The 26,080-nt window shown below is 74.0% G+C and carries 24 protein-coding genes; 10 read left to right on the forward strand and 14 right to left on the reverse strand.

What is annotated here, in order from left to right:
- Positions 1-18 precede the first annotated feature (18 nt).
- Genes FB476_RS11575 through FB476_RS11595 form a run of 5 tightly spaced genes read left to right on the forward strand, consistent with a single transcriptional unit; the run spans position 19 to position 5,248 of the window.
- Positions 19-642, forward strand: coding sequence for a DUF4129 domain-containing protein (locus FB476_RS11575; RefSeq protein WP_170233604.1), 624 nt, complete (start codon positions 19-21; stop codon positions 640-642).
- A complete protein-coding gene (locus FB476_RS11580; protein ID WP_141818937.1) occupies positions 639-1,868 on the forward strand; it encodes a DUF4350 domain-containing protein in 1,230 nt (409 codons plus the stop codon). The genes FB476_RS11575 and FB476_RS11580 overlap by 4 nt, the downstream gene beginning before the upstream one ends.
- Positions 1,865-2,950: an AAA family ATPase gene (locus FB476_RS11585; protein ID WP_141818939.1), complete on the forward strand. Its 1,086-nt coding sequence runs from the start codon at positions 1,865-1,867 to the stop codon at positions 2,948-2,950. Before FB476_RS11580 ends, FB476_RS11585 begins: the two co-directional genes overlap by 4 nt.
- A 2-nt stretch (positions 2,951-2,952) precedes the next feature.
- Positions 2,953-4,266: a DUF58 domain-containing protein gene (locus FB476_RS11590; protein WP_141818941.1), complete on the forward strand. Its 1,314-nt coding sequence runs from the start codon at positions 2,953-2,955 to the stop codon at positions 4,264-4,266.
- Between the two features lie 31 nt (positions 4,267-4,297).
- Positions 4,298-5,248 carry a cation diffusion facilitator family transporter gene (locus tag FB476_RS11595; RefSeq protein ID WP_238329681.1) on the forward strand — a complete coding sequence of 317 codons (951 nt, stop codon included), beginning with the start codon at positions 4,298-4,300 and terminating at the stop codon, positions 5,246-5,248.
- A 54-nt stretch (positions 5,249-5,302) separates the two neighbouring features.
- On the opposite strand, the gene FB476_RS11600 is transcribed toward FB476_RS11595, so the two are convergent.
- On the reverse strand, positions 5,303-6,298 hold the full coding sequence (locus FB476_RS11600; protein WP_141818943.1) for a stage II sporulation protein M: 996 nt from the start codon (positions 6,296-6,298) through the stop codon (positions 5,303-5,305).
- 51 nt (positions 6,299-6,349) lie between these two features.
- On the opposite strand from FB476_RS11600, the gene FB476_RS11605 reads away from it, so the two are divergent.
- A complete protein-coding gene (locus tag FB476_RS11605; protein ID WP_141818945.1) occupies positions 6,350-7,153 on the forward strand; it encodes an RDD family protein in 804 nt (267 codons plus the stop codon).
- On the opposite strand, the gene FB476_RS11610 is transcribed toward FB476_RS11605, so the two are convergent.
- Complete coding sequence (locus tag FB476_RS11610) at positions 7,150-8,319, reverse strand: adenosine deaminase (protein ID WP_420359359.1); 1,170 nt, start codon at positions 8,317-8,319, stop codon at positions 7,150-7,152. The two genes, FB476_RS11605 and FB476_RS11610, sit on opposite strands and share 4 nt — an antisense overlap.
- Positions 8,306-8,659 carry a cupin domain-containing protein gene (locus tag FB476_RS11615; protein ID WP_141818947.1) on the reverse strand — a complete coding sequence of 118 codons (354 nt, stop codon included), beginning with the start codon at positions 8,657-8,659 and terminating at the stop codon, positions 8,306-8,308. Before FB476_RS11615 ends, FB476_RS11610 begins: the two co-directional genes overlap by 14 nt.
- A gap of 95 nt (positions 8,660-8,754) precedes the next feature.
- Between FB476_RS11615 and deoC the strand changes: the two genes are divergently transcribed.
- Positions 8,755-9,519 (forward strand): deoxyribose-phosphate aldolase, encoded by a 765-nt coding sequence (gene deoC, locus FB476_RS11620; protein ID WP_141818949.1) that lies wholly within the window; start codon positions 8,755-8,757, stop codon positions 9,517-9,519.
- A gap of 94 nt (positions 9,520-9,613) precedes the next feature.
- Here deoC and FB476_RS11625 read toward each other — a convergent pair whose 3' ends face one another.
- A complete protein-coding gene (locus tag FB476_RS11625; protein WP_141818950.1) occupies positions 9,614-10,903 on the reverse strand; it encodes a thymidine phosphorylase in 1,290 nt (429 codons plus the stop codon).
- Between the two features lie 176 nt (positions 10,904-11,079).
- On the opposite strand from FB476_RS11625, the gene FB476_RS11630 reads away from it, so the two are divergent.
- Complete coding sequence (locus FB476_RS11630) at positions 11,080-11,778, forward strand: hypothetical protein (protein WP_141818952.1); 699 nt, start codon at positions 11,080-11,082, stop codon at positions 11,776-11,778.
- Positions 11,779-12,061: 283 nt separating this feature from the next.
- On the opposite strand, the gene FB476_RS16695 is transcribed toward FB476_RS11630, so the two are convergent.
- The 8 genes from FB476_RS16695 to FB476_RS11670 all read right to left on the reverse strand — a co-directional run bounded on the left by FB476_RS16695 (position 12,062) and on the right by FB476_RS11670 (position 22,483).
- Positions 12,062-12,502 (reverse strand): cytidine deaminase, encoded by a 441-nt coding sequence (locus FB476_RS16695; protein ID WP_337678355.1) that lies wholly within the window; start codon positions 12,500-12,502, stop codon positions 12,062-12,064.
- 8 nt (positions 12,503-12,510) lie between these two features.
- A complete protein-coding gene (locus FB476_RS16700) occupies positions 12,511-13,821 on the reverse strand; it encodes an ABC transporter permease (RefSeq protein WP_141818956.1) in 1,311 nt (436 codons plus the stop codon).
- Positions 13,818-15,143: an ABC transporter permease gene (locus tag FB476_RS11645; protein WP_141820241.1), complete on the reverse strand. Its 1,326-nt coding sequence runs from the start codon at positions 15,141-15,143 to the stop codon at positions 13,818-13,820. The genes FB476_RS16700 and FB476_RS11645 overlap by 4 nt, the downstream gene beginning before the upstream one ends.
- A gap of 20 nt (positions 15,144-15,163) precedes the next feature.
- On the reverse strand, positions 15,164-16,750 hold the full coding sequence (locus FB476_RS11650; protein ID WP_141818958.1) for an ABC transporter ATP-binding protein: 1,587 nt from the start codon (positions 16,748-16,750) through the stop codon (positions 15,164-15,166).
- A gap of 149 nt (positions 16,751-16,899) precedes the next feature.
- On the reverse strand, positions 16,900-18,051 hold the full coding sequence (locus tag FB476_RS11655; protein ID WP_141818960.1) for a BMP family lipoprotein: 1,152 nt from the start codon (positions 18,049-18,051) through the stop codon (positions 16,900-16,902).
- A gap of 191 nt (positions 18,052-18,242) precedes the next feature.
- Positions 18,243-19,505 carry an amidohydrolase gene (locus FB476_RS11660; RefSeq protein ID WP_420359360.1) on the reverse strand — a complete coding sequence of 421 codons (1,263 nt, stop codon included), beginning with the start codon at positions 19,503-19,505 and terminating at the stop codon, positions 18,243-18,245.
- A 230-nt stretch (positions 19,506-19,735) separates the two neighbouring features.
- Entirely contained in the window at positions 19,736-21,319 is a 1,584-nt protein-coding gene (locus tag FB476_RS11665; RefSeq protein WP_141818962.1) for an acyl-CoA mutase large subunit family protein, read from the reverse strand.
- 9 nt (positions 21,320-21,328) lie between these two features.
- The gene (locus tag FB476_RS11670) at positions 21,329-22,483 is read right to left on the reverse strand and encodes a quinone-dependent dihydroorotate dehydrogenase (RefSeq protein ID WP_141818964.1); all 1,155 of its coding nucleotides are present in this window, start codon (positions 22,481-22,483) and stop codon (positions 21,329-21,331) included.
- A 24-nt stretch (positions 22,484-22,507) separates the two neighbouring features.
- Here FB476_RS11670 and FB476_RS11675 point away from each other — a divergent pair, with 24 nt between their 5' ends.
- Both FB476_RS11675 and FB476_RS11680 read left to right on the forward strand, forming a co-directional pair.
- Positions 22,508-23,620 (forward strand): mannose-1-phosphate guanylyltransferase, encoded by a 1,113-nt coding sequence (locus FB476_RS11675; RefSeq protein ID WP_141818966.1) that lies wholly within the window; start codon positions 22,508-22,510, stop codon positions 23,618-23,620.
- A gap of 149 nt (positions 23,621-23,769) precedes the next feature.
- Positions 23,770-24,924, forward strand: a complete 1,155-nt coding sequence (locus FB476_RS11680) for a glycosyltransferase family 4 protein (RefSeq protein WP_141820245.1) — start codon at positions 23,770-23,772, stop codon at positions 24,922-24,924.
- 10 nt (positions 24,925-24,934) lie between these two features.
- Here FB476_RS11680 and FB476_RS11685 read toward each other — a convergent pair whose 3' ends face one another.
- Both FB476_RS11685 and FB476_RS11690 read right to left on the reverse strand, forming a co-directional pair.
- Positions 24,935-25,489 (reverse strand): 2'-5' RNA ligase family protein, encoded by a 555-nt coding sequence (locus tag FB476_RS11685; RefSeq protein WP_202876970.1) that lies wholly within the window; start codon positions 25,487-25,489, stop codon positions 24,935-24,937.
- 47 nt (positions 25,490-25,536) lie between these two features.
- Positions 25,537-25,929 (reverse strand): LysM peptidoglycan-binding domain-containing protein, encoded by a 393-nt coding sequence (locus FB476_RS11690; RefSeq protein WP_202876971.1) that lies wholly within the window; start codon positions 25,927-25,929, stop codon positions 25,537-25,539.
- Between the last annotated feature and the right edge of the window lie 151 nt (positions 25,930-26,080).

Raw genomic sequence — 26,080 nt, forward strand, 5'->3', positions numbered from 1 at the left:
GCGGTGGGCGCGGGCTGGGTGGTCGACCCCGACCGAGACGAGGCGCGACGCTGGCTCGAGGACGAGCTGAGCCGGCCGGAGTATGCCGTGCGCGAGTCCCTGCTCCTGCGCGCGTGGGCCTGGATCACCGATCACCTGCCCAGCCTCTCCCTGCCGGGCGCGCTGCCGCCGTGGGCGGCCTGGGCGCTGCTCGGCGTCGTCCTGCTGGCCGCGACGCTCGTCGTCATCGCCTCCTCGCGCGACCGCCGGCGTCAGGGGTCAATGTCGACCGCCGGGCGCAGCTCGGTGCTGGACGAGGTCGGCGTCCCCGCGGCGGAGTACCGCCGCCGGGCCGACGCAGCGACCGCCGCCGGCGACCACGGCACCGCGCTGCTGGAGGCCTACCGCGCCATCGCCGCGGGGGCCGTCGAGCGGGCGCTCACCGAGGACCGCCCCGGCCGCACCGCCCACGAGGTCGCGCTCGAGCTCGCCCCCGTCTTCCCCGCGGAGGCGGCCGCCCTGGCCGAGGCCGCCGACGCCTTCGACGCGGTCCGCTACGGCGGGCTCGGGGCCACCGCCGACCGGGCCGCCCGGGTGCGGCAGCTGGAGTCGCGGATCGCCCGGGCCCGGCCCGTCCTCGACGACGCGGCGGTGGCGCGATGAGCGCGCCTGCTGCCGCACCGCAGGCCGCGCCCGCCCCGTCGCCGCCGCACCGTCGGGCGACGGTCCTGCGCACCCGGCTGCGCCGCTGGGGCCCCTGGGTGGCGCTCCTGCTGGCCGCGACGGTGCTCGCCTCCCTGCTGTCCGGCAGCACGTCGGGCGAGCTGCTCGGCCCCGACAACCCCGGCCCGTCCGGCGCCCAGGCGCTCGCCCGCGTCCTCGACGACCACGGGGTCGACGTGCGCGTCGTCGACGGCACCACCGCCCTCCTCGACGAGCCCGTCGGTCCCGGCACCACGGTGCTGCTGCCGCACACGGCATACCTCGGGCCGGAGGCGGGCGAGACGCTGATGCGCCACGTCCGCGACGCCGACCGGCTGGTCGTGCTCGTCCCCGACGTGTCGACGGCTCCGGGACCCACGCTCGGGCTCGACGTGGTGACCTCGCCGGGCGACGGCCGGACGCTCGAGGCCGACTGCACCGACCCGCTGGTCCGCCCGGGCGACCGGGTGGTGACCTGGGACGTGCAGCTGCGCGCCAGCGGGTCGGACCGATCCAGCGTCACCGCCTGCTACCCGCCGGCCGTGGGCCACGGCGCAGGCGGTGCCCGCGAGGGTGCGCTGCTGACCTTCCCGGCCACCGCCGAGCGCCCGACGACCACGCTGGTCGGTTTCTCCTCCGCCCTGACCAACGACGCCGTCGCCGACGAGGCGCACGCGGCCCTCGGCCTGCGGCTCCTCGGCGGCAGCCCCACCCTCCTGTGGGTCGTGCCGCAGCCCGCCGACGCGGGCCTCGAGGCCGCTCCGGCGGGGCTGTGGGACGTCCTGCCGCGCAACCTCACCGCGGTCGTCGTGGTGCTGGGCGCCGCCGTCCTCGCCCTGGCCCTGGTGCAGGGCCGTCGCCTCGGCGCCGTCGTCGTCGAGCCGCTGCCCGCCGTCGTCTCGGCCGCCGAGGCCACCCGCAGCCGGGGTCGGCTCTACCGCCAGGCCCGCGACCGGAGCCACGCGCTCGCCGCGCTGCAGGATGGCGCGCGCAGCCGGCTCGCGCCGCGGCTCGGTCTGCCCGCCGGTGCCTCCGTCGACGAGCTGGTCGCTGCCGTGACCACCGCCTCCGGTCGCCCCGCCCGCGACGTGCGACGGCTCCTCACCGACCCGACCGCCCCCGACGACCCCACCTTCGTGACCACCGCCCGGGAGCTGCGCTCCCTCGAGGAAGGACTGCACGTATGACGGACTCCGGCACTCCGCCCCCGCCCGCCGACGACCCGCGGCCCGAGGCCCCTGACCTGCCCTCGCCGTCCGGGCCGCCGGTGCCGCAGGCACCCGTGCCCCGGCCCCCGGCTCCCGTGACCGACGCAGCCGGCGAGCGCGCCCGCGCCGCGCTGCACGCGCTGCGCGACGAGGTCGCCAAGGCGGTCGTCGGGCAGGAGCAGGCCGTCTCCGGGCTCGTGGTCGCCCTCCTGGCCGGCGGTCACGTGCTGCTCGAGGGCGTCCCCGGCACCGCCAAGACGCTGCTGGTGCGCACCCTCGCCGCGGCGCTCGACGTGCGCACCACCCGGGTGCAGTTCACCCCCGACCTCATGCCGGGTGACGTGACCGGTTCGCTGGTCTACGACGCCTCGCGCAGCGACTTCACCTTCCGCCCGGGCCCGGTCTTCACCAACCTGCTCCTCGCCGACGAGATCAACCGCACCCCGCCCAAGACCCAGTCGGCGCTGCTGGAGGCGATGGAGGAGCGGCAGGTGACCGTCGACGGCACGACGCACCGGCTGCCGACGCCCTTCCTGGTGGCGGCCACCCAGAACCCCGTCGAGTACGAGGGCACCTACCCGCTGCCCGAGGCCCAGCTCGACCGTTTCCTGCTCAAGGTGAACGTGCCCCTCCCGCCCCGCGAGGACGAGGTGCAGGTGCTGCGGCGGCACGCCGACGGCTTCGACCCGCGCGACCTGCAGGCCGCCGGCGTGCGCCCCGTCGCCTCGCCGCAGGACATCGCCGACGGCGCCGCGGCCGTGGCCCGCGTGCAGGTCTCCCCCGAGGTGCTGGGGTATGTCGTGGACCTGGCGCGCGCGACCCGCACCTCTCCCTCGCTGCAGCTGGGCGTCAGCCCCCGCGGGGCCACCGCGCTGCTGGGCACCGCCCGCGCGTGGGCGTGGCTCTCGGGCCGCGACTTCGTCACCCCCGACGACGTCAAGGCCCTGGCCCGCGCCACCCTCACGCACCGCGTCGCGCTGCGTCCCGAGGCCGAGCTCGAGGGTGTCACCGCCGAGTCGGTCCTGGAGTCCGTCCTCGGCGCCGTCCCCGTCCCCCGCTGACCGTGGTCCTGCGTCGTCCGGTCGTCGCGCTCGTCCTGCTGGGCGTGGTGCCGGCCCTGCTGTGGCCCGCCGCCGCCGGGTCGGCGGTCGCGCTGTGGCTCCTCGGGGTCGTGCTGCTGGTGGCCGTCGACGTGCTGCTCACGCCCTCTCCGCGGTCGGTCCGGATCGCACGCTCCCCCGACCCGCGGACGCGGCTGCACGAGCCGGTGACGACCACGCTCACCGTCACCTCCGGGGCCCGGCGCCCGGTGCGCGGCGAGCTGCGCGACGCGTGGGTGCCGTCGGCCGGGGCCGTCGAGGAACGGCATACCCTCGACCTGCCGCCGGGCGAGCGGCGCCGGCTGAGCACGGTGCTCGTGCCGTCCCGGCGCGGCGACCGCCCGGCGGCGGGCGTGACCGTCCGCCTGCACGGTCCGCTCGGCCTCGCCGGCCGACAGCGCACGATCGAGGTCCCCGGCGTGGTGCGCTCGCTGCCGCCCTTCCGGTCCCGACGCCACCTGCCCAGCCGGCTGGCCCGGCTGCGCCAGCTCGACGGCCGCTCGGCCGTCCGCACCCGCGGCCAGGGGACCGAGTTCGACTCCCTGCGCGACTACGTCGAGGGCGACGACGTCCGCTCCATCGACTGGCGCGCGACGGCCCGGCGCCAGCACGTCGTCGTCCGCACCTGGCAGCCCGAGCGCGACCGCCGCGTGGTCCTCGTGCTCGACACCTCGCGGACCAGCGCGGCACGGGTCGGCGACGAGCCACGCCTCGACGCCGCCATGGACGCCGCGCTGCTCCTCGCCGCGCTGGCCGAGCGGGCGGGCGACCGCGTCGACCTGCTCGCCGGCGACCGCGTCGTGCGCGCCCGCTCGGGCTCGGCGACCGGGCGCGCCGGTGGACCGGGTGGCCTGCTGCACGACATGGTGACCGCGATGGCCCCCCTCGAGCCGCGGCTCGTCGAGGCCGACTGGACCGCCCTGGCCTCGGCCGTCGCCACCGTTGCGGACCGGCGCGCGCTGGTCGTGCTGCTCACCCCGCTCGAGCCGGCCGCCGTCGAGGAGGGCCTGCTGCCGGTGCTCCCCACCCTGACGGCCCACCACCGCGTGGTCGTGGCCTCGGTCGCCGACCCCGCGCTCGAGGCGCTGGGCACCGACCTGTCCTCGATCGAGGCGGTCTACGACGCGGCCGCGGCCGAGCGCACCGCCGAGCTGCGGCGCCGCACCGCCCAGGGGCTCCGCACGCTCGGCGTCACCGTCGTCGACGAGCCCCCGGAGCGCCTGCCGGTGGCGCTGACCGACCACTACCTCGCGCTCAAGGCCCAGGGTCTGCTCTGAGGCTCCCAGGCCGCCGGACTACCATCGAGCGGTGTTCGCGTCCTCGGCCGGTGGTCCCCCTCCCAGCTCGACCGCCAGCACCAGGCACCCGCAGCCGGAGGACCTGACCCGTTTCGCGTGGCTGTCGATCGCCGCCGCGCTGGTCACGATCGGGCTGAAGTCGAGCGCCTGGCTGATGACCGGATCGGTCGGTCTCCTCTCCGACGCGGCCGAGTCGCTGGTCAACCTCGTCGCCGCCGTCGTGGCCCTCGTCGCGCTGCGCGTCGCGCTCCGCCCGCCGGACGCCAACCACCACTTCGGGCACAGCAAGGCCGAGTACTTCTCCGCCGCCGTCGAGGGTCTGATGATCTTCATCGCCGCGGCGCTCATCCTCATGACCTCGGTCCAGCGCTTCCTCGACCCCCAGCCGCTGGAGAACCTCGGGATCGGCCTCGCCGTCTCGGTCCTGGCCTCGGTGGTCAACGGCACCGTCGCCTGGATCCTCATCCGCGCCGGTCGCAAGCACCGCTCCATCGTGCTCACCGCCGACGGCCGCCACCTGCTCACCGACGTGTGGACCTCCGTCGGTGTCGTGGCGGGCGTCGGCCTGGTCTGGCTCACCGGCTGGGACCGCCTGGACCCGATCGTCGCCTTCGCCGTCGGCCTCAACATCCTCGTAACGGGATGGAACCTCATCCGCTCCTCCACCGCCGGTCTCATGGACGTGAGCCTGCCCAAGGAGGACAACGACAGGATCCGCGAGATCCTCGAGGGCTGGACCTCCGAGGAGGTGCAGTTCCACGCCGTCCGCACCCGCGAGTCCGGCCACCGCCGCTTCATGGAGATGCACCTGCTGGTTCCCGGTGAGTGGACGGTCAAGCGCGGCCACGACCTCAGCGAGGACATCATCGAGTCGCTCATGGAGGCCTATCCCGACCTCCGGGTCAGCTGCCACCTGGAGCCCATCGAGGACCCTCGGTCCTACGAGGACATGGGCGTCTGACGCCCCTGGCGCAGCGGTGCCCCATACCTCGGCTCCGCCGGATCAGGTATGCCGTCAGGCCCGGGACGGGGCGCTCGCGGCCTGCAGCTCCTCGCCCACGTCACCGGTCGCCCCGGCGCGCACGGCCCGGCGGCCGAGGGTGAAGACGTAGACGAAGAAGAACAGCAGGGCGAGCACGCCGATGCCGACGCGCGCCCAGGTGGGCAGCGGCGAGGGGGTGACGAAGCCCTCGATGACGCCGGAGACGAGCAGCACGAGGACCAGACCGAGCGAGACGCCGGCGGCGGTGCGGCCCTCGGCGGCGAGGTTGGCCAGCCGCGTCCGCGGCCCCGGCGCGACCCAGGCCCAGAACAGCCGCAGTCCGACCCCTGCGGCGACGAAGATCGCCATGAGCTCGAGCAGCCCGTGGGGGGTGAGCAGGCCCCAGAAGACCTCCGCGCGGCCGTGGCGGTGCATGAGGGAGCCGATGACCGCGACGTTGGCGATGTTCTGCCACAGCAGCCAGACGACCGGCACCCCGAGCACGCCCATCCCGATGCAGCGGGCCGCGACCCAGGCGTTGTTGACCCAGACCAGGGTGGAGAAGCTGCTGGCGGCGTGCTCGGAGTAGTAGGACTCGAACTGCACGTCGACGAGCAGCTGCACCTGCTCGGGGCTGAGCAGGGAGTTCTCGACGACGGGGTTCTGCGTGAGCCACCAGCCGAGCAGCAGGCCGACGACGACGTTGGCGAGGGCGGTGATCCCCCACCACCAGCGCAGCCGGTAGAGCGCCGCCGGGAAGTCCTCGGCCAGGAACCGCCCGACCGCCGACCACGACAGGGTCGGGACCCGGGAGGCGCGACCGCGTGCCCGGGCCAGCAGGGTGGACAGGTAGGACACGACCGTGGCGTCCGGGGCCGCCGACCGGACGGCCGACAGGTCGGTCGCCGTGCGCTGGTAGCCGTCGAGCAGCTCGTCGGCCTCGGCACCGGTCAGCCGCCGGCGGCGGGCGAGCTGGTCGAGACGCTCCCACGCGCCCCGACGCCGTCCCACCAGCGCGTCCAGGTCCATCCGGACACTGTATGCGGTGGCCTCCCCGGCACCGGCCGCTAGGCTGCGGGCATGGCGAGGCGGGGCATCTTCGACACCGACCGCTTCGTCACCGGCGAGGCCGTCGAGATCGACCTGCCCGCGGCCTCGCTGCCGTTGCGGATGGTCTCCGGCCTGATCGACCTGCTCGTCGTCGCCCTCGGCCTCTTCCTGCTGATCCTCGTCCTGCCCGACGGCCTGTTCCGTGGCGACCAGGCCCTCGCCCAGGCCTTCCTGGTCTTCCTGCTCGCCGTGGTCATGGCGGGGCTGCCGATCACCCTCGAGACGCTCCTGCACGGCCGCACCGTCGGCAAGCTCGTCACCGGGCTGCGCACGGTGCGCGACGACACCGGACCGATCGGGCTGCGGCACGCCACCATCCGCGCGCTCGTCGGCACCGTCGAGCTCTGGCTCACGCTGGGCTCGCTCGCGCTGATCGTCGCCACCACCAACGAGAAGGCGCGCCGCCTGGGCGACCTGCTCGCGGGCACCTACGTGGTGCGCGACCGGGTCCGGCTGCGCCTCGTGGAGCCGCCGTCGGGCAGCCCGTCCCTGCAGTCGTGGGCCACGGCCGCCGACATCGGGGTGCTGCCGGACGCGCTGGTCGTGGCGGTGCGCCAGTTCCTGCTGCGCGCTCCCTCGCTCGTGCCGCAGGCGCGGGCCGCGACGTCCGCCTCGCTGGCGGACGCCGTCCTGGCCCACGTCGCTCCCCCACCGCCGGCCGGTGCCGCCCCGGAGGACGTGCTGGCCGCCGTGCTCGGCGAGCGCCGACGCCGCGACGAGGAGCGGCTGGCGCGCGCCGACGCGCTGCGCGAGCGGCTGTTGCCCCGTTCCTAGACCAGGCGGCCCTCGTCGTAGGCGGGCTTGAGCACGCCCTCGATGATCTCCAGCCGTTCGTCGAACGGCAGGAAGGCCGACTTCATCGCGTTGACCGCCACCCGGCGCAGGTCGCGGTGGGTCCAGCCGGCCCGCTCCACCAGCAGGGTGGCCTCGCGGGTCATCGAGGTGGCGCTCATCAGGCGGTTGTCGGTGTTGAGCGTGACGCGGAACTGCAGGTCCTTGAGCAGCGTGACCGGATGCGTCTCGATGGACTCGGCGGCGCCCGTCTGCACGTTGCTGCTCGGGCACATCTCCAGCGGGATGCGCCGGTCACGCACGTAGGCCGCCAGCGGGCCCAGCTCGAAGGCGGCCGGGTCGGTGCGGGCGCGCTCGAGGGCCCCGGCGGGGTCGTCGGTGATCGGCGCACCGTCGAGGCGGATGTCGTCGACGATGCGCACGCCGTGCCCGAGCCGCTCGGCCCCGCACCACTGGATCGCCTCCCAGATGCTCGGCAGCCCGAAGGCCTCACCGGCGTGGATGGTGAAGTGGAAGTTCTCCTGGCGGAGGTACTCGAAGGCCGCCAGGTGGCGGGTCGGGGGAAAGCCGTCCTCGGCCCCGGCGATGTCGAAGCCGGCGACCTCGCGGTCGCGGTGGCGCACGGCCAGCTCGGCGATCTCGCGCGAGCGGGCGGCGTGGCGCATCGCGGTGAGCAGCGAGCGCACGCGGATGCGGTGGCCGGCGGCGGCAGCCTCCTCCTGGCCCTCGCGGAAGCCCGCGGTGACGGCGTCGACGACCTGGTCGAGCGTGAGCCCGCCCTCCAGGTGCTGCTCGGGGGCGTAGCGCACCTCGGCGTAGACCACCCCGTCCGCGGCGAGGTCGACGGCGCACTCGCGCGCCACCCGGTGCAGCGCGTCGGCGGTCTGCATCACGCCGACGGTGTGGGCGAAGGTCTCGAGGTAGCGCACCAGCGAGCCGGAGTCGGCGGACTCGGAGAACCAGTGCTCCAGGGCCAGGACCTCGTCGGCCGGGAGAGCGTCATAGCCCTGCTCGCGCGCGAGCTCGAGCACGGTCGCGGGGCGCACGCCGCCGTCGAGGTGGTCGTGCAGCAGCACCTTGGGCAGCACGGCGACGGGCAGCTCGGGGCTGGACGTCGTGGTCTGCGGCGTGGTCTCAGGCGTGGTCACGGTGGGCCCCCTCGGCGGTGAAGGCGGGCGAGCAGACCGCGATGTAGTCGGCGCCGGAGGCCCCGACCGAGTAGCGCACCCACTCCCCAGCCCGGGTGAGCACGGCCTCGCCGGCGGTGACGCTCATGGCGCCGTCCTCGGTCTCGACGATGATCTCGCCGGCCAGCACGTAGGTGATCTCGTCGAAGTCGGGCCGCTGGCCCGGCTCGTCCCACCCCGGCGGGGCAGTCATCCGCGCGACCGAGACCCCTTCGTGCCCGGTGCTCGCGGCACCCGCGAACTCCTGGATGAGCTTGTCACCGACACCGGTCACCCGCACGGGCCGCAGCTTCGTCGCCATGGGGCCGATTCTAGGATCCGATGCTGGTCGGCCCCTGACAGCCGCACCGATGCCGACGGGCCCGTCGTGGGCGCGGCGAGAACTAGCATGGACCCATGGCCACCTACACCCCCGGCAGCACCCTGACCGTCCAGGACGTCGCCGACCTCATCGACCACGCCCTCCTCAAGCCCGAGCTCACTCCCCAGGAGGTCGAGGCATCCTGTCGCGCGCTCGCCGAGCAGGAGATCTGGTCGGTCTGCGTCCGGCCCAGCGACGTCGCCCTCGCCAGGCAGGCGGTCGAGGGCCACTCGACCCGGGTGTGCACCGTCATCGGCTTCCCGCACGGCACGACCACGACCACCGCCAAGGTCGCCGAGGCCCGACAGGCCCTCGAGGACGGCGCCACCGAGCTCGACATGGTGCTCAACATCGGCCGCCTGCGCGGCGGCGACCTCGACGCGGTCCGCGACGACATCGCGGCGGTCGTCGAGGTCGGCCACGCGGCCGGCGCGCTGGTCAAGGTGATCTTCGAGACCGCCCTGCTGGACGACGAGCAGATCGCCACCGCGGCGCGCCTGAGCACCGAGGCCGGCGCCGACTTCGTCAAGACCTCCACCGGCTTCGCCGGCGGCGGCGCGACGCTGCCGGACGTGCGGATCATGCGCGCCAACGCCGACCCCGACGTGCAGGTCAAGGCCTCCGGCGGGGTCCGCGACATCGACACCCTGCTGGCCATGTGCGCCGAGGGCGTCACCCGCATCGGCACCTCCTCGACCGAGGCCCTGCTGGAGGGTGCCCGCGAGCGCGCAGAGGCCGGGACGCTGGTCGTGCCCGAGCCCGGCGCGGACGTGGCCTCCGCCGACGGTCAGGGCTACTGACCCGCGATCGACCTACCGGGCCAGCACCCCCGGGACCGGACGAGCCCGGCGCCTCTCGAGGCGCCGGGCTCGTCGTGTGAGCCGATCCCGACGGTCAGCTGATCCGGTCGATCACGATGTCGGACGGCCCGGCGACCTCGTCGGCCGCGCCGATCGACACCGCGCCCTCGAGCGCGCTGACCGCCCGGTCGAAGCGCTCGGGGGTGTCCGTGTGCAGGGTGAGCAGCGGCTGGCCGGCGCGCACCTCGTCGCCCGGCTTGGCGTGCATCTCCACGCCTGCGGCGGCCTGCACCGGGTCCTCCTTGCGCGCCCGGCCGGCGCCGAGGCGCCAGGCCGCGATGCCGACGGCGAGCGCGTCGAGGCGGGTGAGCACGCCGTCGGACTCCGCCGTGACGACGTGCGTCTCCCTGGCGGTCGGCAGCGGCGCGTCGGGGTCACCGCCCTGGGCCGAGATCATCCGGCGCCAGACGTCCATCGCCCGGCCGTCGGCCAGCGCGTCGGCGGGGTCGACGTCGGTGACGCCGGCGCCCTCCACCATCTCGCGGGCCAGCGCCAGCGTGAGGTCGACGACGTCCTGGGGCCCGCCGCCGGCCAGCACCTCGACCGACTCGCGCACCTCCAGGCCGTTGCCCGCGGTGAGGCCGAGCGGGGTCGACATGTCGGTCAGCAGGGCGACGGTGTGCACGCCCGCGTCCTTGCCCAGGGCGACCATCGTCTCGGCGAGCTCGCGGGCGTCGTCGAGGGTCTTCATGAAGGCGCCCGAGCCGACCTTGACGTCGAGGACGAGCGCGCCGGTGCCCTCGGCGATCTTCTTGCTCATGATCGAGGAGGCGATCAGCGGGATGGCCTCGACCGTGCCCGTGACGTCGCGCAGCGCGTAGAGGCGCTTGTCCGCCGGGGCCAGGCCGGAGCCGGCCGCGCAGATGACGGCGCCCACGTCGTCGAGCTGGGCGAGCATCTCCTCGTTGGTCAGGTCGGCGCGCCAGCCGGGGATCGCCTCGAGCTTGTCGAGGGTGCCGCCGGTGTGGCCGAGGCCGCGACCGGAGAGCTGGGGCACGGCGACGCCGCAGGCCGCCACGAGGGGCGCCAGCGGAAGCGTGATCTTGTCGCCGACGCCGCCGGTCGAGTGCTTGTCGGCGGTGGGGCGGGACAGCGAGGAGAAGTCCATCCGCTCGCCGCTGGCGATCATCGCCGCGGTCCAGTCGGAGATCTCCCGGCGGGTCATGCCGTTGAGCAGGATGGCCATGGCCAGGGCGGACATCTGCTCGTCGGCCACCACCTCACGGGTGTAGGCGTCCACCACCCAGGCGATCTCCTCGGGGCTCAGCTCCCCCTTGTCGCGCTTGGTGCGGATGATGTCGACGGCGTCGAAGGACTCACTCATGGCGACCAGTCTGGCCCATCGGCAGCTCGGAGCGCAGCCGGCGGTGCCCCTGCGCGTGACCGGCGCCCGACCGGCCACGTCCTGCCCCGCGACGAGCCGCTCGACGGACCGACCTCCTCCTGACCCGGCCTTCGTTCATGGCGGTCCCGGCGCGCCCGTGTGGCATCCTGAGCCGCGTGCAGATCGCAGACATCATGGCCCTCGTCGTGCCCCCCGTGACGGACCTGCTCCGCCGCAGCCGCGCCCGCGAGGGTGCCGCCGGGGAGCAGCCGATGTTCCCGACGGTCGTGGCCGTGCGCAACGGCCGCGTCGTCGCCGCTGTGTCGACGCCCCGCATGGCCGCGACGCTGTCGTGCGCCTCCACGCTCTCCGTCGGGGTCGGGGCCGACGCCCTCGTTCTGGCCGCCCAGGCCGAGGTCGACGGCGCCCCTGCGCTGACCTACTCGGTGATGACCCGTGACCGCCGCGCCAAGTTCGCCGTGCAGCGCCTCCAGCTGGACGAGGGCCGCACGCTCGTCGCCGAGCCGGTCGACGGCGGCGACCCCCAGGACGCGACCGTCCTGCGCGTCCTGGCCGAGGCGATGGCGCAGGAGCCGATGTCCGTCGACCGCGTCGCACGCAAGGACCGGGGCGGCACCTTCGGCGAGGACCTCTTCCTGCCGCCGGAGAAGGGCCGCGTCGTGGTCGACGCCGGCACCGTCCGCAGCCTGCAGAAGCGCGTCAAGGAGATCGCCGGCCTGGCCCTCTACGTGCCGCGCAGCCCGGAGGCCGGGCGCCTCGCGATCGAGGCCGGCCTCCCCCGCACCTGTCTCGTCGAGGCCGGCGCCTGGTCCGCCGTGCGCGTCGCCGAGCCCGGGGACGACGCCCAGGACTGAGCGGCTCCGCACCGCTCTCTCCGCCCGCTGCCCCCTGCCCGTCCTGTCCTCCGGCCGCGCCGGACAAGGTTGTGCCGGTCGGACGACTTGACCTTCACGTCATGCAGGACTGTGCCGGTCGGACGACGTCCGCGACGTCGCACCAGCGGCACAACCTGGTATGGCGTTCCCGCGCCGAACGGCAGCCCGCCGCGCATGACACCGCGGACGCGACCTGCCCGCCCGAGCTCGAGCACGGGCGGATGTCGCAGATCGCGTGCCGGGCGCAGTGCCCGGACGGCCCTCAGGTCAGGTGGCCCGCGCCGAACGCCTGCGGGAGCACCTGGTCCATCGGCAGCACGCCCTCCGGCGTGAGCAGGAGGCACTCCGCTCCCCCGTGCTCCCACAGCAGCTGGCGGCAGCGACCGCACGGCATGAGCGGCTGGCCGTCGCCGCCGACGCAGGAGACGGCGACGAGCCGACCTCCGCCGGTGGCCGCGAGCTCGGAGACCATGCCGCACTCGGCGCACAGCGTCAGGCCGTAGCTGGCGTTCTCGACGTTGCAGCCGCGCACGACGCGCCCGTCGTCGACCAGGCCCGCGACCCCGACGGGGAAGTGCGAGTAGGGGACGTAGGCCCGCGTCATGATGTCCGCGGCCTGCGCCTGGAGGGCCTCCCAGTCGACCTCCGGGCCCTCGGACCCGGCGGCCGAACCGGCGGCCACGTGCGCGTCGTCGTGCGTCACGGCATACCTCAGCTCTTGGTGTAGGGGATGCCCTCGGCCGCCGGCGGGCGAACCCGGCCGACGAAGCCCGCCACCGCGAAGATCGTGATGACGTAGGGCAGCATCAGCAGGATCTCCGACGGGACGCCGCTGCCGATGGTCGACAGGACGTTGCCGAGGTTCTTGGAGAAGCCGAACAGGAGCGCGGCCATGACCGCGCCGTAGGGGTTCCACTTGCCCAGGATCATCGCGGCCAGCGCGATGAAGCCGTTGCCGGCCGACATCTCCCGACCGAACGCCAGACCCGAGCCGACGGTGAAGAACGCGCCGCCCAGGCCGGCGATCGCGCCGCCGAGGATGGTGTTCCAGACCCGGCGGGTGTTGACCTTGATGCCGACCGTGTCGGCGGCCTTGGGGTGCTCGCCCACCGCGCGGGTGCGCAGGCCCCAGCGACTGCGGAAGAGCATGAACTGCAGCCCGAAGATCAGGGCGTACATGAGGTAGACGAGGATCGTCTGGTTGAAGAGCACCGGGCCGAGGACCGGGATCTCCGACAGCAGCGGGATGCGGATGCGCGGCAGGGGCATGCGGGTGTTCCACAGCGCCTTGTTGTCCGACAGGACGGTGGCGAAGAGGAAGCCGGTCAGACCGATGATCAGCGTGTTGAGCACGACGCCGACGATGATCTGGTTGACCCGGTAGCTCACCGCGAACCAGGCCAGGACCGCACCGACGAGGGCGCCCGCGACCGGGGCGGCGACCAGGCCGGCGTAGCCGGTGCCGGTCGCGGAGGCCACGACGGCCGCGGCGAAGGCACCGAAGAGCAGCTGCCCCTCGATCGCGATGTTGATGATGCCGGAGCGCTCGCAGATGACGCCGGAGAGGGCGCCGAAGACGAGCGGCACGGACAGCGCCAGGGCGCCCGCGAGGAGCGAGACCATCGGGATGACCGAGGTGCGGCCGGATCCGGCGTAGGTGAGGAAGGCCAGCACGAAGGACAGGCCGACCACGACGTGCAGCCAGGCCGGGGCCGGCCGGTGCGAGCGCACCAGCAGGAAGGCCCAGACCGCGGCGGCCGCCATGACTACGGTGAGGACCACGATCGTCAGCAGCGAGGGGACCGGCGCGTTGGGGATGGCGAAGAACTCGCGCCCACCGGTGAACTGGAAGGTGGTGCGGGCACCGGCGTCGACGCCCGGCAGGAAGCCCAGCAGCGCGGCGAGCGCGGCGAGGGCGTAGACGATCGGCGTCTTCCAGCTGACCTTGAGCAGCGGGGCGGCGTCGGCGGCGGGTGCCTCGGGCTTCGGCTCCGCGGGCGCCGGGGTCACGGGCGTGCTCACGCGGTCACCTCCTTGGTCGTGGTGGAACGACTGGGTCGGCGCACCCGCGGACCGGGGGCCGGCAGGCGGAAGACCGCGCGCACCAGCGGCGGCGCCGCGATGAGCAGCACGATGAGCGACTGGACGACGAGCACGATGTCGATCGGCGTCGCCGTCTGCGACTGCATGAGGAAGCCCCCGGCCTTGAGGGCGCCGAAGAGCAGCCCGGCGAAGAAGGTGCCGAGCGGTCGGGAACGTCCGAGCAGCGCCACGGTGATCGCGTCGAAGCCGTAGGACGCCGCGACACCCGCCGTCAGCGAGCGCTCGGTGCCCAGCACCTGCCCGGTCGCCGCGAGACCCGCGAGCGCACCGGCGATGAGCATGGTGATGACCGTGACCCGGCCGACCGACATACCGGCGGTGCGGGCGGCGGCGGGGTTGGCGCCGGCGGCGCGCAGCTCGAAGCCGATCGTCGAGCGCTCCAGCAGCCACCACACGAAGACGGTGGCGAGGATCGCGACCACGAAGCCCCAGTGCAGGCGGAAGGTGTTGCCGGGGACCAGCCAGTCCGGGACGAGCAGGGGGTAGGTCGCGTCCGCGGACACCGCGGGGCTGCGCTGCCCGGTGCGGCCGGGGTTGAAGGTCGGCTGCTTGAGCACGTAGCTGATGAGGTAGACCGCGATGTAGTTGAGCATGATCGTGACGATCACCTCGTTGGCCCCGAAGCGGGCCTTGAGGAGGCCCGGGATGCCGGCGTAGACGGCACCACCGATCGCGCCACCGAGCATCGCCACCAGCAGGTGGATGCCGACCGGCAGGTCGAAGGCGAAGCCGAGCCAGGCGGCCACGATGGCGCCGACGATGATCTGGCCCTGCGCACCGATGTTGAACAGACCGGCGCGGAAGCCGACGGCGATGCCCAGACCGGCGAGGATCAGAGGCACGGAGAAGACCAGCGACTCGGTGAGCGGCTTGATCATCCCGGCGAAGGTGGCGGCCTTCCAGTCGAAGACCGAGCCGCGGAACATCGCCACGTAGGCGTCCCAGACGGCCGACCACGCGGCGCCGAGGGTGTCGGTGGGCCGGCTGAAGAAGTAGCCGGCCGCCTCGCGGGTGTCCTGGTCGGCGAAGGCGATGAGCAGCCCGCCGATGACGAGCGCGAGCACGAAGGCCAGCACCGACATGAGCGCGCTGCCGGAGAGGATCTGCTGCAGGACCGAGGGCCGCTCGGTCTCCCGGTGGGTCGGACCGCCCGGGCTCTGGGTGGCGCCCTCGGTGCCGGTGAGGGCCGGCGGCGCCGCCGCGGTGGCCTGCTCCTCCCCCGCGTCCGACCCCTCGGACATGCTGTGCTGGTGGTGGTCGGTCACGGGGTCTCCTCCTCCAGGTCGGCCTGGCCGAGCACGGAGTGGTGCTCCGCGGCCTGGGCACGCGCCTCGTCCATGGGCACGCCGGCCATCATCAGGCCGAGCATGTCGCGGTTGACGCCGCCCTCCTCGGCGGCCACGTCGACGATGCCGACGATCCGGCCGCGGTACATCACCGCGATCCGGTCGGCGAGGTTGAGGACCTCGTCGAGCTCGGTCGAGACGATGATGCACGGCGTGCCCTCGTCGCGCTCGCGCACGACCCGCTTGTGGACGAACTCGATCGAGCCGACGTCCAGACCACGGGTCGGCTGGGAGGCCACGAAGAGCCGCAGCGGCCGCGACATCTCGCGGGCCAGCACGACCTTCTGGGCGTTGCCGCCGGAGAGGGTGGAGATCGGGTCCTGCACGTCGGTGTAGCGGACGTCGAACTCCTCGGTGCGGTGCACGGCGTTGGCGGCCACCTTGGCCGGGCTCATCGTGATGCCGCGCGCGAAGGGCTCGGTGTCGTAGATGTCGAGGATGAGGTTCTCGGCGATGGAGAAGCTCGAGATGACACCGTCGGTGGAGCGGTCCTCGGGGACGAAGCCCAGGCCGGCGCGCAGCCGCTCGCGGACCGACAGCGGGAGCAGGTCCTTGCCGTCGAGCGTGATGCGGCCCGAGTGCGCCTGCTCCAGCCCGAGGATCGTCTCGGCGAGCTCGGTCTGGCCGTTGCCCTGGACACCGGCGATGCAGAGGATCTCGCCGGAGCGGACCTCGAAGGAGACGTCGTCGACGAGCACCGAGCCGGTGGGCCCGACGACCGTGAGGTTCTCCACCTGGAAGGCGGCCTCGCCGGGGTTGGCCGGGGCCTTGTCGACGGTCAGGCTGACGGAGCGGCCGACCATGAGCGAGGCGAGATCGGTCTCGGTCGAGGTCGGGCTGGCCTCGCCGACGACCTTGCCGCGCCGGATGACGGTGATCCGGTCGGCGATCGCGCGCACCTCGCGCAGCTTGTGGGTGATGAAGACGATGGAGGTGCCGGCCTCCTTGAGCTCGCGCATGATGCCGATGAGCTCGTCGGTCTCCTGCGGCGTCAGCACCGCGGTGGGCTCGTCGAGGATGAGCACCTGCGCGTCACGGGAGAGCGCCTTGATGATCTCCACGCGCTGCTGGACGCCGACCGGGAGGTCCTCGACGAGCGCGTCGGGGTCGACGTCGAAGCCGAAGCGCTCGGAGATCTCGCGGACCCGCTTGCGGGCCTCGTCGAGGCGCAGCGCCCCCAGCGTGCCGGTGGGCTCGTAGCCCAGGGCCACCGACTCCGCGACGGTGAACACCGGGACGAGCATGAAGTGCTGGTGGACCATGCCGATGCCGGCGGCGACCGCGTCGCCCGGGCCCTTGAAGGTGACCGGCCGGTCGTCGAGCAGGATCTGTCCGTCGTCCGGGTCGTAGAGCCCGTAGAGGACGTTCATCAACGTGCTCTTGCCCGCGCCGTTCTCGCCGAGGAGGGCGTGGATCTCGCCCGGTTCGACGACCAGGTCGATGTGGTCGTTGGCCACCAGGGGGCCGAACACCTTGGTGATGCCCCGCAGCTCGAGCTTCATGGCAGTACCTGCTTCATACACACCTCACGGGCGGTGGACGACGGGCGAGGACCCGCCTGTTGGGAGGACAGCGTAGCGGCCCGGCCCCGAGGGGCCGGGCCGCTGCACGGTGTGTCAGGACAGACCGTGGGTCAGTCCGTCAGCCCTGGTCAGGGGGCGTTCGGCGTCTCGATCACGAGCTCGCCGGAGATGATCTGCTGCTTGTACTCCTCGATCTTGTCGACGAGCTCCTGCGGGACCTCGCTCTCGAAGTCGTGGAACGGGGCCAGGCCGACGCCCTCGTTCTCCAGCGTGCCGACGTAGGGCTCGTTGGTGAAGTTGCCGTTGGCGGCCTCGCGGACGGTGTCCTGGACGGCGGCGCCGATGCCCTTCATCACGGAGGTGAGCATGTACTCGCCGTACTCGGAAGCGGTGAGGTAGCCGTCGGAATCGACCCAGATCAGCTTGGCGCCGTCGGCCTCGGAGACGGCGGCGGCGGCACCCAGGCCGACCGGGCCGGCGACCGGCATGATGACGTCCGCGCCCTGGGCGAGGAACTGCTCGGTCAGGGTCTGGCCCTGCGACTGGTTCTCGAAGTCACCGGAGAAGGAGCCCGTCTGGGCCTCCTTGTCCCAGCCGAGGACCTTGACGTCGGTGCCGTTGTCCTCGTTGTACTTCGCGACGCCGTCGGCGAAGCCGTCCATGAAGATCGCGACGGAGGGGATCTGCAGGCCACCGAAGGTGGCGACGGTGCCGGACTCGCTCACGCCCGCGGCCAGGTAGCCGGCGAGGAAGGATGCCTCGGCGGTGTTGAACAGCAGCGGCTTGGCGTTGTCGATCTCGACGGGCGCGAAGTTCTCGTCCGAGAAGCCGGAGTCGATCAGCGCGAAGTTGCTGTCGGGGTTCTGCTCGGCCGCCTGCTGGATGGCGTCCTCGAGCAGGAAGCCGACGCCGATCGTCAGGTCGCAACCCTGGGTGACCAGGTTGCCGACGTTGGTGGCGTAGTCGGCGTCGGACTGGGACTCGACCTCGGTGGTCTCGATGCCCAGCTCCTCGGCGATCGCGTCGAGACCCTCCTTGCCGGACTGGTTGAAGGACTGGTCGTCGAAACCGCCGGAGTCGGAGACCATGCAGGCCTGGAAGTCGCTGACGTCGCCGCCGGCGGTGCCTTCGGTGTCGTCGGTCTCCTCCGCGGTGCTGTCAGGGCCGGAGTCGGCGGTGGTGGGGGTGTCGCCCGAGGTGTCGTCGGGGGCGTCGCCGCATGCGGCCAGCGCAAGAGAGGCGGCCGCACCCAGGGCCGCAAGCTTCAGAACCGAACGCACGTGGAACTCCTTCGTGAGCTGTGATAAGGCGTGCGATTCGATGCTACCGCCCCGTACCTGCTGGTAGGGACCGTCTCCGGGCTATGTGACCAATCTGTGACACGGCGTCGTACTTCGGCCGCCGGGGGACCCCGCGAGGGACCCTCCGGGCAGGCTCGGGGACCCCGCCGGCAGGGGTGCTCGACGTCCGGTCAGACGAGGCCGTCGGGGCCCACGGAGGTGAGCACGGCCCCGGCGAGCAGCCGCGCCGCGACGAGCGGGCTGCGCTCGTCCACGACGAGGTCGGCCTGGTGCAGCTCGTGGGTGCGCCCGCCCGGGGTGCGGGTGCCGAGGCGGGCCATCGCGCCGGGCACCTCGGTGAGGTACCAGCCGAGGTCCTCCCCGCCCATGGACTGCTTGGTCGGGACGACCGACTGGGGACCGAGCAGGCTCATCGCGGCACGCGAGAGGGCCACGACCGCGCCGTTGTCGTTGTCCACCGGCGGGACACCCTTGGTGTGGCGGACGGTGGCCTTCACGCCGTAGGGGGCCACGACCGCACGGACGACCTCCTCGACGAGGTCGCCGGTGGCGTCCCAGGTCTCGGAGTCGAGGATGCGCAGGGTGCCGATGGCCTCGGCCTGCGTCGGGATGATGTTGGGCGCCGAGCCGCTGCGCACGATGCCCCAGACCAGGGTCGCGGCCGAGCGGGGGTCGAGTCGGCGCGAGAGCACGGCGGGCACGTCGGTGACGACCTTGCCCAGGGCGTAGGTGAGGTCCTGGGTCAGGTGCGGGCGGGAGGTGTGGCCGCCCGACCCGGTGAGGACGACGTGGACCGAGTCGGAGGCCGCGGTGATCGGGCCGACGCGCAGCCCGACGGTGCCGACGTCCACGGTGGGGTCGCAGTGCACGGCCAGCAGCCGGTCGACGCCCTGCAGTCCGCCGTGCTTCATGACGGCGAGCGCCCCTCCGGGCATGCTCTCCTCGGCCGGCTGGAAGATCAGCCGCACCGCGATCCCGCGCTGGACGAGCTCGTCCTCGACCGCCTTGAGCGCCAGGCCCGCGCCCAGGACGCCGGCGGTGTGCACGTCGTGGCCGCAGGCGTGGCACACGCCCGGGGTGGCCGAGGCGAAGGGCAGCCCGGTGACCTCGTCGAGAGGGAGCGCGTCCAGGTCGGCGCGCAGCGCGATACGCACCTTCGGCTCCGGGGCGCCGAGGTCGGCGAGCACACCGGTGCCGGGCAGCGGGGTGACCGCGATGCCGGCGTCGGTGAGCCGGTCGGTCAGCAGCGAGGTGGTGCGCAGCTCGTGCCAGGACAGCTCGGGGTGCCGGTGCAGGTCGCGCCGCAGCTCCAGGAGCTCCTCGGACCGGGCGTCCACCTCGGCGCTGAGCCGCTGCAGGAGGTCACCGGCGCGCCCGGACGACGCGGTCCCGGGGGCGGGGCGGCTCGGCAGGCGGGTGGTCTCGGCGGTCACGGGCTCACTTCACGGCAGGGTCGTCGGGCGTCGGGCTGGGGGTCGGGCGGCGCCGCGGACGCTGCCACGGGGCCCGGTCGAGCGTCGGCGCCGACCTGTCGGTGCGGCGCGCGGCCCCGCGACGTCGGCGTGCGGCGTCTTCCAGGGTACATCGGCGTGCCCGCCTCCCCCGGCCGGACGACGGCGGCGGATGGTATGACGTGCCGCCGGGCACGTCATACCCTCCGGCGTCAGAAGGTCTCGCGCGGGGTGTGCTGGCCCCAGACCTCGCGCAGCGCGTCGGCGACCTCGCCACCGGTGGCGCGGGCGCGGAGGGCCTCGCGCATCGGCGGGAGGACGTTGTCGGTGCCCTTCGCGGCGGTGCGGAGCTCCTCGAGGTGGCGGGCGACCGCGTCGTTGTCGCGCTCGGCGCGCAGCCGCTCGAGGCGCTCGGCCTGCTGGGCCTCGATGGCCGGGTCGACGCGGAGCGGCTCGTAGTGCTCCTCCTCGTCGATCGTGTAGCGGTTCTGGCCGACGACGACGCGCTTGCCGTCGTCGATCTGCAGGGCGGTCTCGTAGGCGGAGCGCTCGATCTCGCTCTTCTGGAAGCCCTGCTCGATGGCGTGGACGGCGCCGCCGCGGTCGTCGACGGCGCGGATGAGCTCCATCGCCGCCTCCTCGAGGTCGTCGGTGAGCGACTCCACGACGTAGGAGCCGGCGAACGGGTCGACGGTGCGGGTGACGTCGGTCTCGTAGGCGAGCACCTGCTGGGTGCGCAGCGCCAGACGGGCGGCCTTGGCCGTGGGCAGCGCGATCGCCTCGTCGAAGCTGTTGGTGTGCAGCGACTGGGTGCCGCCGAGCACGGCCGCCAGGCCCTGCAGGGCGACGCGGACCAGGTTGACCTCGGGCTGCTGGGCGGTGAGCTGCACACCGGCGGTCTGGGTGTGGAAGCGCAGCATCATCGACTTGGGGTTCTGCGCCCCGAACTCCTCCTTCATGATCCGCGCCCAGATGCGGCGGGCCGCGCGGAACTTCGCGACCTCCTCCAGCAGCGTGGTGCGCGCGACGAAGAAGAAGGACAGGCGGGGGGCGAAGTCGTCGACCGCCAGGCCGGCGTCGACCGCGGCCTGGACGTAGGCCTTGGCGTTGGCCAGCGTGAAGGCGATCTCCTGCGCGGGCGTCGCCCCGGCCTCGGCCATGTGGTAGCCGGAGATCGAGATGGTGTTCCACCGCGGGATCTCCTCGCGGCAGTAGGCGAAGATGTTGCTGATCAGGCGCAGCGACTCGGCCGGCGGGTAGATGTAGGTCCCCCGGGCGATGTACTCCTTGAGCACGTCGTTCTGGATCGTGCCGGTGAGCTTGCTGGCGGGGATGCCGTTGCTCTCGGCGACCAGCTGGTACATGAGCAGCAGCGAGGCCGCCGGCGCGTTGATCGTCATCGAGGTGGAGACCTCGTCGAGCGGCAGCCCGTCGAAGAGCACCTGCATGTCCTCGACGGAGTCGATGGCCACGCCGACCTTGCCGACCTCGCCGGAGGCGAGCGGGTGGTCGGAGTCGTAGCCCATCTGGGTGGGCAGGTCGAAGGCCACCGAGAGGCCGCCGGTGCCGTTGGCCACCAGCTCCTTGTAGCGGGCGTTGGACTCCGCGGCGGTGCCGAACCCGGCGTACTGGCGCATCGTCCAGGGCCGCCCGGTGTACATCGTCGGGTAGACCCCGCGCGTGAACGGGTAGTCGCCCGGTGCCCCGAGCGCGGTCCGGGGGTCGAAGCCCTCGAGGTCCTCCGGTCCGTAGACGGCCTTGATGGGCAGCCCGGACTCCGTCGTCGACTCAGCCATGGGGGCAGCCTACTGCGGCGCCGGCGAGCCCCCTCGACCGCTCCGGCCCGCCGCGGCCGTCGCCTCCACGGCGTCGGCCACGAGGGTGGGCCCGGCGTAGACGAGTCCGGTGTAGAGCTGCACGAGGCTGGCACCGGCGTCGATCAGCGCGCGGGCGTCGTCACCCGTCATGACCCCGCCCACGCCGATGACGGGCAGCGAGGTGCGGGAGGCCACGTGGGACACGACCTCGCGGGCGCGCAGCGTCAGCGGTGCGCCCGACAGGCCCCCGGCCTCCGCCTCGGCCCTCGTGCGCTCGCGGGGGTCGACGCCCTCGCGCGACAGCGTGGTGTTGGTCGCGATGACCCCGCTCGCGCCGGCGGCGATCGCCACCTCCAGGGCCTCGTCGAGGGCGCTGTCGGTGAGGTCGGGCGCGAGCTTGACCAGGACCGGGGTGCCGCCCGCAGCCCCGATCACGGCGGTGAGCAGCTCGGACAGCGGCCCGGCGTCCTGCAGCGAGCGCAGGCCGGGGGTGTTGGGGCTGGAGACGTTGACCGCGAGGTAGTCCGCCAGGCCCTCCAGCGCCGCCACCGACGTCAGGTAGTCGCCGACCGCCTCCTCGACGGGCGTGACCTTGCTCTTGCCGATGCTCACGCCGACCGGGATCGACACCAGGCCGGCCTCGCGCGCGGCGCGGAGGCGGCGGGCCAGGGCGTGCACGCCCTGGTTGTTGAAGCCCATCCGGTTGACGACGGCGCGGGTGTGGGGCAGCCGGAAGAGCCGGGGCCGCGGGTTGCCGGGCTGGGCCAGCGCGGTGACGGTGCCGAGCTCGACGTGCCCGAAGCCGAGCGCGCCCCACGTCGCCACCCCGCGACCGTCCTTGTCCATGCCGGCCGCCAGACCGATGCGGTGCGGGAAGCGCAGCCCGAGCAGCTCGACCCCGGCGTCCTCCCCCACGACCGGTCCCACGGCATACCCGCCCGCGGCGGCGAGCACGCGACCCGGCCAGGCGGCGCCGAGCAGCTGGGCGGCGACGACGGTGCCGTGGTGGGCGGTCTCGGCGTCGGTGCGCCCGAGCAGGGGCCGGACCGCGCCGGAGTAGGCCGTGCTCGCAGCGGCACGGGCGGCCCGCCGCACCCGGGCGGCGGGGTTCGTCGAGGTCAGCGGGTCGGACGACGGGGCCATGCCGCCAACCCTAGACTGGGCCGCGTGGCACTGACCGGACCGGACCCGAGCGACCTGGACGGCTTCACCGCCGTGGTCCCGGCCGGTGGTGCCGGGACACGGTTGTGGCCGCTCTCCCGCGCGTCCTCCCCCAAGTTCCTGCACGACCTCGCCGGCACCGGCCGCTCGATGCTGCAGGCGACGGTCGACCGGCTGCGCCCCCTGGCCGGTGAGCGGGTGATGGTCGTCACCGGGGTGCGCCACGCCACCGCCGTGCGCGAGCAGCTGCCCGACCTGCTCCCGGAGAACCTGCTCCTCGAGCCCGCGCCCCGCGACTCCATGCCGGCCATCGGTCTGGCCGCCGCGGTGCTGGAGCGGCGCGACCCCGACGCGGTGCTCGGCTCCTTCGCGGCCGACCACGTCGTCGGCGACCTCGACGTCTTCGCCGACCGCGTGCGGCAGGCGGTCGCGGTCGCCCGCACCGGTTCGCTCGTGACGCTCGGGATCACCCCGACCTATCCCGCGACCGGCTTCGGCTACATCCGCGTCGGCGACGCGCGCACGGTCCCCGGCGCCCCCGACGCCCACCACGTCGAGGCCTTCGTCGAGAAGCCCGACGAGGCGACCGCCCGCGGCTATCTCGAGGGGGGCAGCCACCTGTGGAACGCCGGCATCTTCGTGGTCCGCGCCTCGGTTCTGCTCGAGCTGCTCGAGGCCTCCGACCCCCGGATGGTCGATGAGCTGCGCCAGATCGCGGCGCATCCCACCTCGCTGGCCGAGCGCTGGCCCGCGCTGCGCCGCATCTCGATCGACCACGCCGTCGCCGAGCCGGCGGCCCGGGCCGGCCGGGTCGCCGTCGTGCCGGCGCCCTTCGCCTGGGACGACGTGGGCGACTTCGCGGCGCTCGCCACGATCCTCGCCGAGACCGGCGACCCGGGTGCGCTGACGGTCCTGGGTGACCGGCACCTCGTCGTCAACGAGGGGTCCACCGGGATCGTGGCCGCGCACGGAGGCCGGACCGTCGTCACCCTGGGCGTGCCCGACGTGGTCGTGGTCGACACCCCGGACGCGCTCCTGGTCACCACCCGTGAGCACTGCCAGGACGTCAAGGGCGTCGTGGCCACGCTCCAGAGGCTGGGACGGGAGGACCTGACCTGACGGCCCGCCAGCCGTCCAGCACCTCCCCCGCGCGGTCGGCCCGGGAGGTGGGCCGCCGTCTGCGCGACGGTCTCGGTCACCCGTTGGCCGGGCGGCGCGCCCCCGGGACCGGCACGACGGCGACGAGCGCGGGCGGTCGTCCCGAGCGGGTGCGCGTGGCCATCGTCACCGAGTCGTTCCTGCCGGCGCTCAACGGCGTGACGACCAGCGTCTGCAAGGTGCTGGAGAACCTGCGGGCCCGTGGTCACGACGCCCTGGTCGTCGCTCCCGGCACCAGCCCGTGGAGCCCGACCGCCACCCCCGAGCGCTACGCCGGCTTCCCCGTCCACACCGTGACCAGCGTCCCCGTGCGCCAGTTCCGGGTGGGCCTGCCGTCCTACGAGCTCGAGACGGTCCTGCACCGCTTCCGTCCCGACGTGATGCACGTGGCGTCGCCCTTCGTGCTGGGGGTGCGCGGGCTGACCGCCGCCCGGGCCCTCGACATCCCGTCGGTGGCCATCTACCAGACCGACATGCCCTCCTACATCCGGCAGCACTCGGGGCCGGCGGGCAACCTCACCGCCCGGGCGGCCTGGCGCTGGATCCGCCGCATCCACCAGCAGGCCGACCTCACGCTGGCGCCGAGCACCTCGGCCCTGGAGGACCTGCGCGCCCACGACGTGGCGCGGGTCGCGCTGTGGGGCCGCGGGGTGGACGCCGACCTCTTCCACCCCGACCACCGCACCGACCCGGAGACCGAGGCGCTGCGCCGGAGCCTGGCACCGAACGGCGAGGTGCTGCTCGGCTACGTCGGACGGCTGGCCCCGGAGAAGGAGCTGCACCGCCTCGCCGAGATCGCCCGCCTGCCGGGCGCCCGGCTCGTGCTGGTCGGCGAGGGCCCCAGCCGCGAGCAGCTGGAGGCATCGCTCCCGGGCGCCGCCTTCCTCGGCCGGCGCGAGGGGCTCGACCTGGCCCGGGCCTACGGCGCCTTCGACCTCTTCGTGCACACCGGCACCCGCGAGACCTTCGGGCAGACCCTGCAGGAGGCCGCGGCGGCGGGCCTGCCGGTGGTGGCCCCGGCCCGTGGCGGCCCCCTCGACCTCGTCGACGTCGGGGTGACCGGCGACCTCTTCGACCCGGACCGCCCGGGCGACCTGGCCGCCACGGTCGCCCCGCTCGCGGCCCGGGAGGCGGGCGACCGCCGCAGGGCGATGGGCCAGGAGGCGCGGCGCCGGGTCGTGGAGCGGTCCTGGCCCGCGCTCGTGGACCAGCTGCTCGACCACTACGTCACGGCGATGGGCGGCGCCACGGTCTCGGTGGCCTGACGGCCTCCGCTCAGCCCTCCAGCGCGAACTCCGCCTCCACGCGCCAGACCCCGTCGCCGGAGTGCAGGTAGAGGCGGAAGGCGTCGGCCGTGAAGGCGCAGCTGAACGCCTCGAGGTCGGAGAAGGCGCGCTCCAGGACCGGCTCCGGCCGGTCGTGGGCGATCGTCACGTGCGGGTGGTAGGGGAACTCCAGGGCCCGGTCGACCGGACCACTGCGGACGGCGCGCTCGAGCCGCTCGCAGCTGGACACGCCCTGCGCGACCTGGACGTAGACCACGTCCGAGACCGGGCGGAAGGTGCCGGTGCCGCGCAGCAGCACCTCGAAGGCGGCATGGCCGGCCGCCACCCGGGCCAGGTGCTGGCGCAGCGGGTCCACCTGCTCGGGGGCCACCGGCGTCGGCGGCATGAGGGTGATGTGGGTGGGGATGTGCTGGGCCCGGTCCTCGCCGTAGGCCACCCGCAGCTGCTGGAGATAGCTCCCCCACGGCTCGGGGACCGGCAGGGCCACCCCGACCACGGGCGAGGTCGTCGGGTCGGGCTGGTCGGCCTGGCCAGGGCTGGTCACGCTCGTCACCCTACCTGCCGTCCGGAGAGGCCGGCGGATCCCGCCGGTCAGTCGCGGGGCAGCCGCAGGACCTGGCCGGGGTAGATCAGGTCGGGGTTGTCGATGCCGTTGGCCTCGGCCAGCCGGTCGCGGTCGACGCCGTGGCGCTCGGCGACGGCGGCGAGGGTGTCGCCGCGGACCACCGTGTGGGTGCCGGCGTCGTCGCTCGCGGGGCCGGGGCCCGCCTCGCGGCCGGCCGACTCCTCGACGGCGGCCTGCGCGACGTCTCCCGCGACGGGGCCCGTGGTCCCCGCGGGAGTCGGGCCCCCCGCGGCGGCCTCTGCGGGGGCCCGCTCGACCGACGCCCTCGGGGCCTGCTCGGCGCCGCTCTCCTGCTCGCGCTCCCGGCGCGCGCGGTCGGCCCCGGTCAGCGCGTCCTTGACCCTGTCGAAGAACCCCACGCCGATGCTCCCTTCCTCCACGACCCGGCGCGCTCGCGCCCGCGCGGGCGCACGCCCGGCCGGTCGCCGGTCACGTTAGTCGGCGCCGGGGTGACGTGCCACTCCCCCGGCCCCGGAGGGCGGACCGGCTCGGGAGCACGGTCCCGGCGGT

It is taken from the genome of Ornithinimicrobium humiphilum (assembly GCF_006716885.1).
In the GTDB taxonomy this organism is placed as follows: Bacteria; Actinomycetota; Actinomycetes; order Actinomycetales; family Dermatophilaceae; genus Ornithinicoccus; species Ornithinicoccus humiphilus.

Bases quoted from the DNA above. Each gene is read 5' to 3' on its own strand.
- FB476_RS11580 (WP_141818937.1), top strand. From the start codon at position 639: ATGAGCGCGCCTGCTGCCGCACCGCAGGCCGCGCCCGCCCCGTCGCCG.
- FB476_RS11585 (WP_141818939.1), top strand. From the start codon at position 1,865: ATGACGGACTCCGGCACTCCGCCCCCGCCCGCCGACGACCCGCGGCCC.
- FB476_RS11600 (WP_141818943.1), bottom strand. From the start codon at position 6,298: ATGGACCTGGACGCGCTGGTGGGACGGCGTCGGGGCGCGTGGGAGCGT.
- FB476_RS11605 (WP_141818945.1), top strand. From the start codon at position 6,350: ATGGCGAGGCGGGGCATCTTCGACACCGACCGCTTCGTCACCGGCGAG.
- FB476_RS11615 (WP_141818947.1), bottom strand. From the start codon at position 8,659: ATGGCGACGAAGCTGCGGCCCGTGCGGGTGACCGGTGTCGGTGACAAG.
- deoC (WP_141818949.1), top strand. From the start codon at position 8,755: ATGGCCACCTACACCCCCGGCAGCACCCTGACCGTCCAGGACGTCGCC.
- FB476_RS11625 (WP_141818950.1), bottom strand. From the start codon at position 10,903: ATGAGTGAGTCCTTCGACGCCGTCGACATCATCCGCACCAAGCGCGAC.
- FB476_RS11645 (WP_141820241.1), bottom strand. From the start codon at position 15,143: ATGTCCGAGGGGTCGGACGCGGGGGAGGAGCAGGCCACCGCGGCGGCG.
- FB476_RS11650 (WP_141818958.1), bottom strand. From the start codon at position 16,750: ATGAAGCTCGAGCTGCGGGGCATCACCAAGGTGTTCGGCCCCCTGGTG.
- FB476_RS11665 (WP_141818962.1), bottom strand. From the start codon at position 21,319: ATGGCTGAGTCGACGACGGAGTCCGGGCTGCCCATCAAGGCCGTCTAC.
- FB476_RS11670 (WP_141818964.1), bottom strand. From the start codon at position 22,483: ATGGCCCCGTCGTCCGACCCGCTGACCTCGACGAACCCCGCCGCCCGG.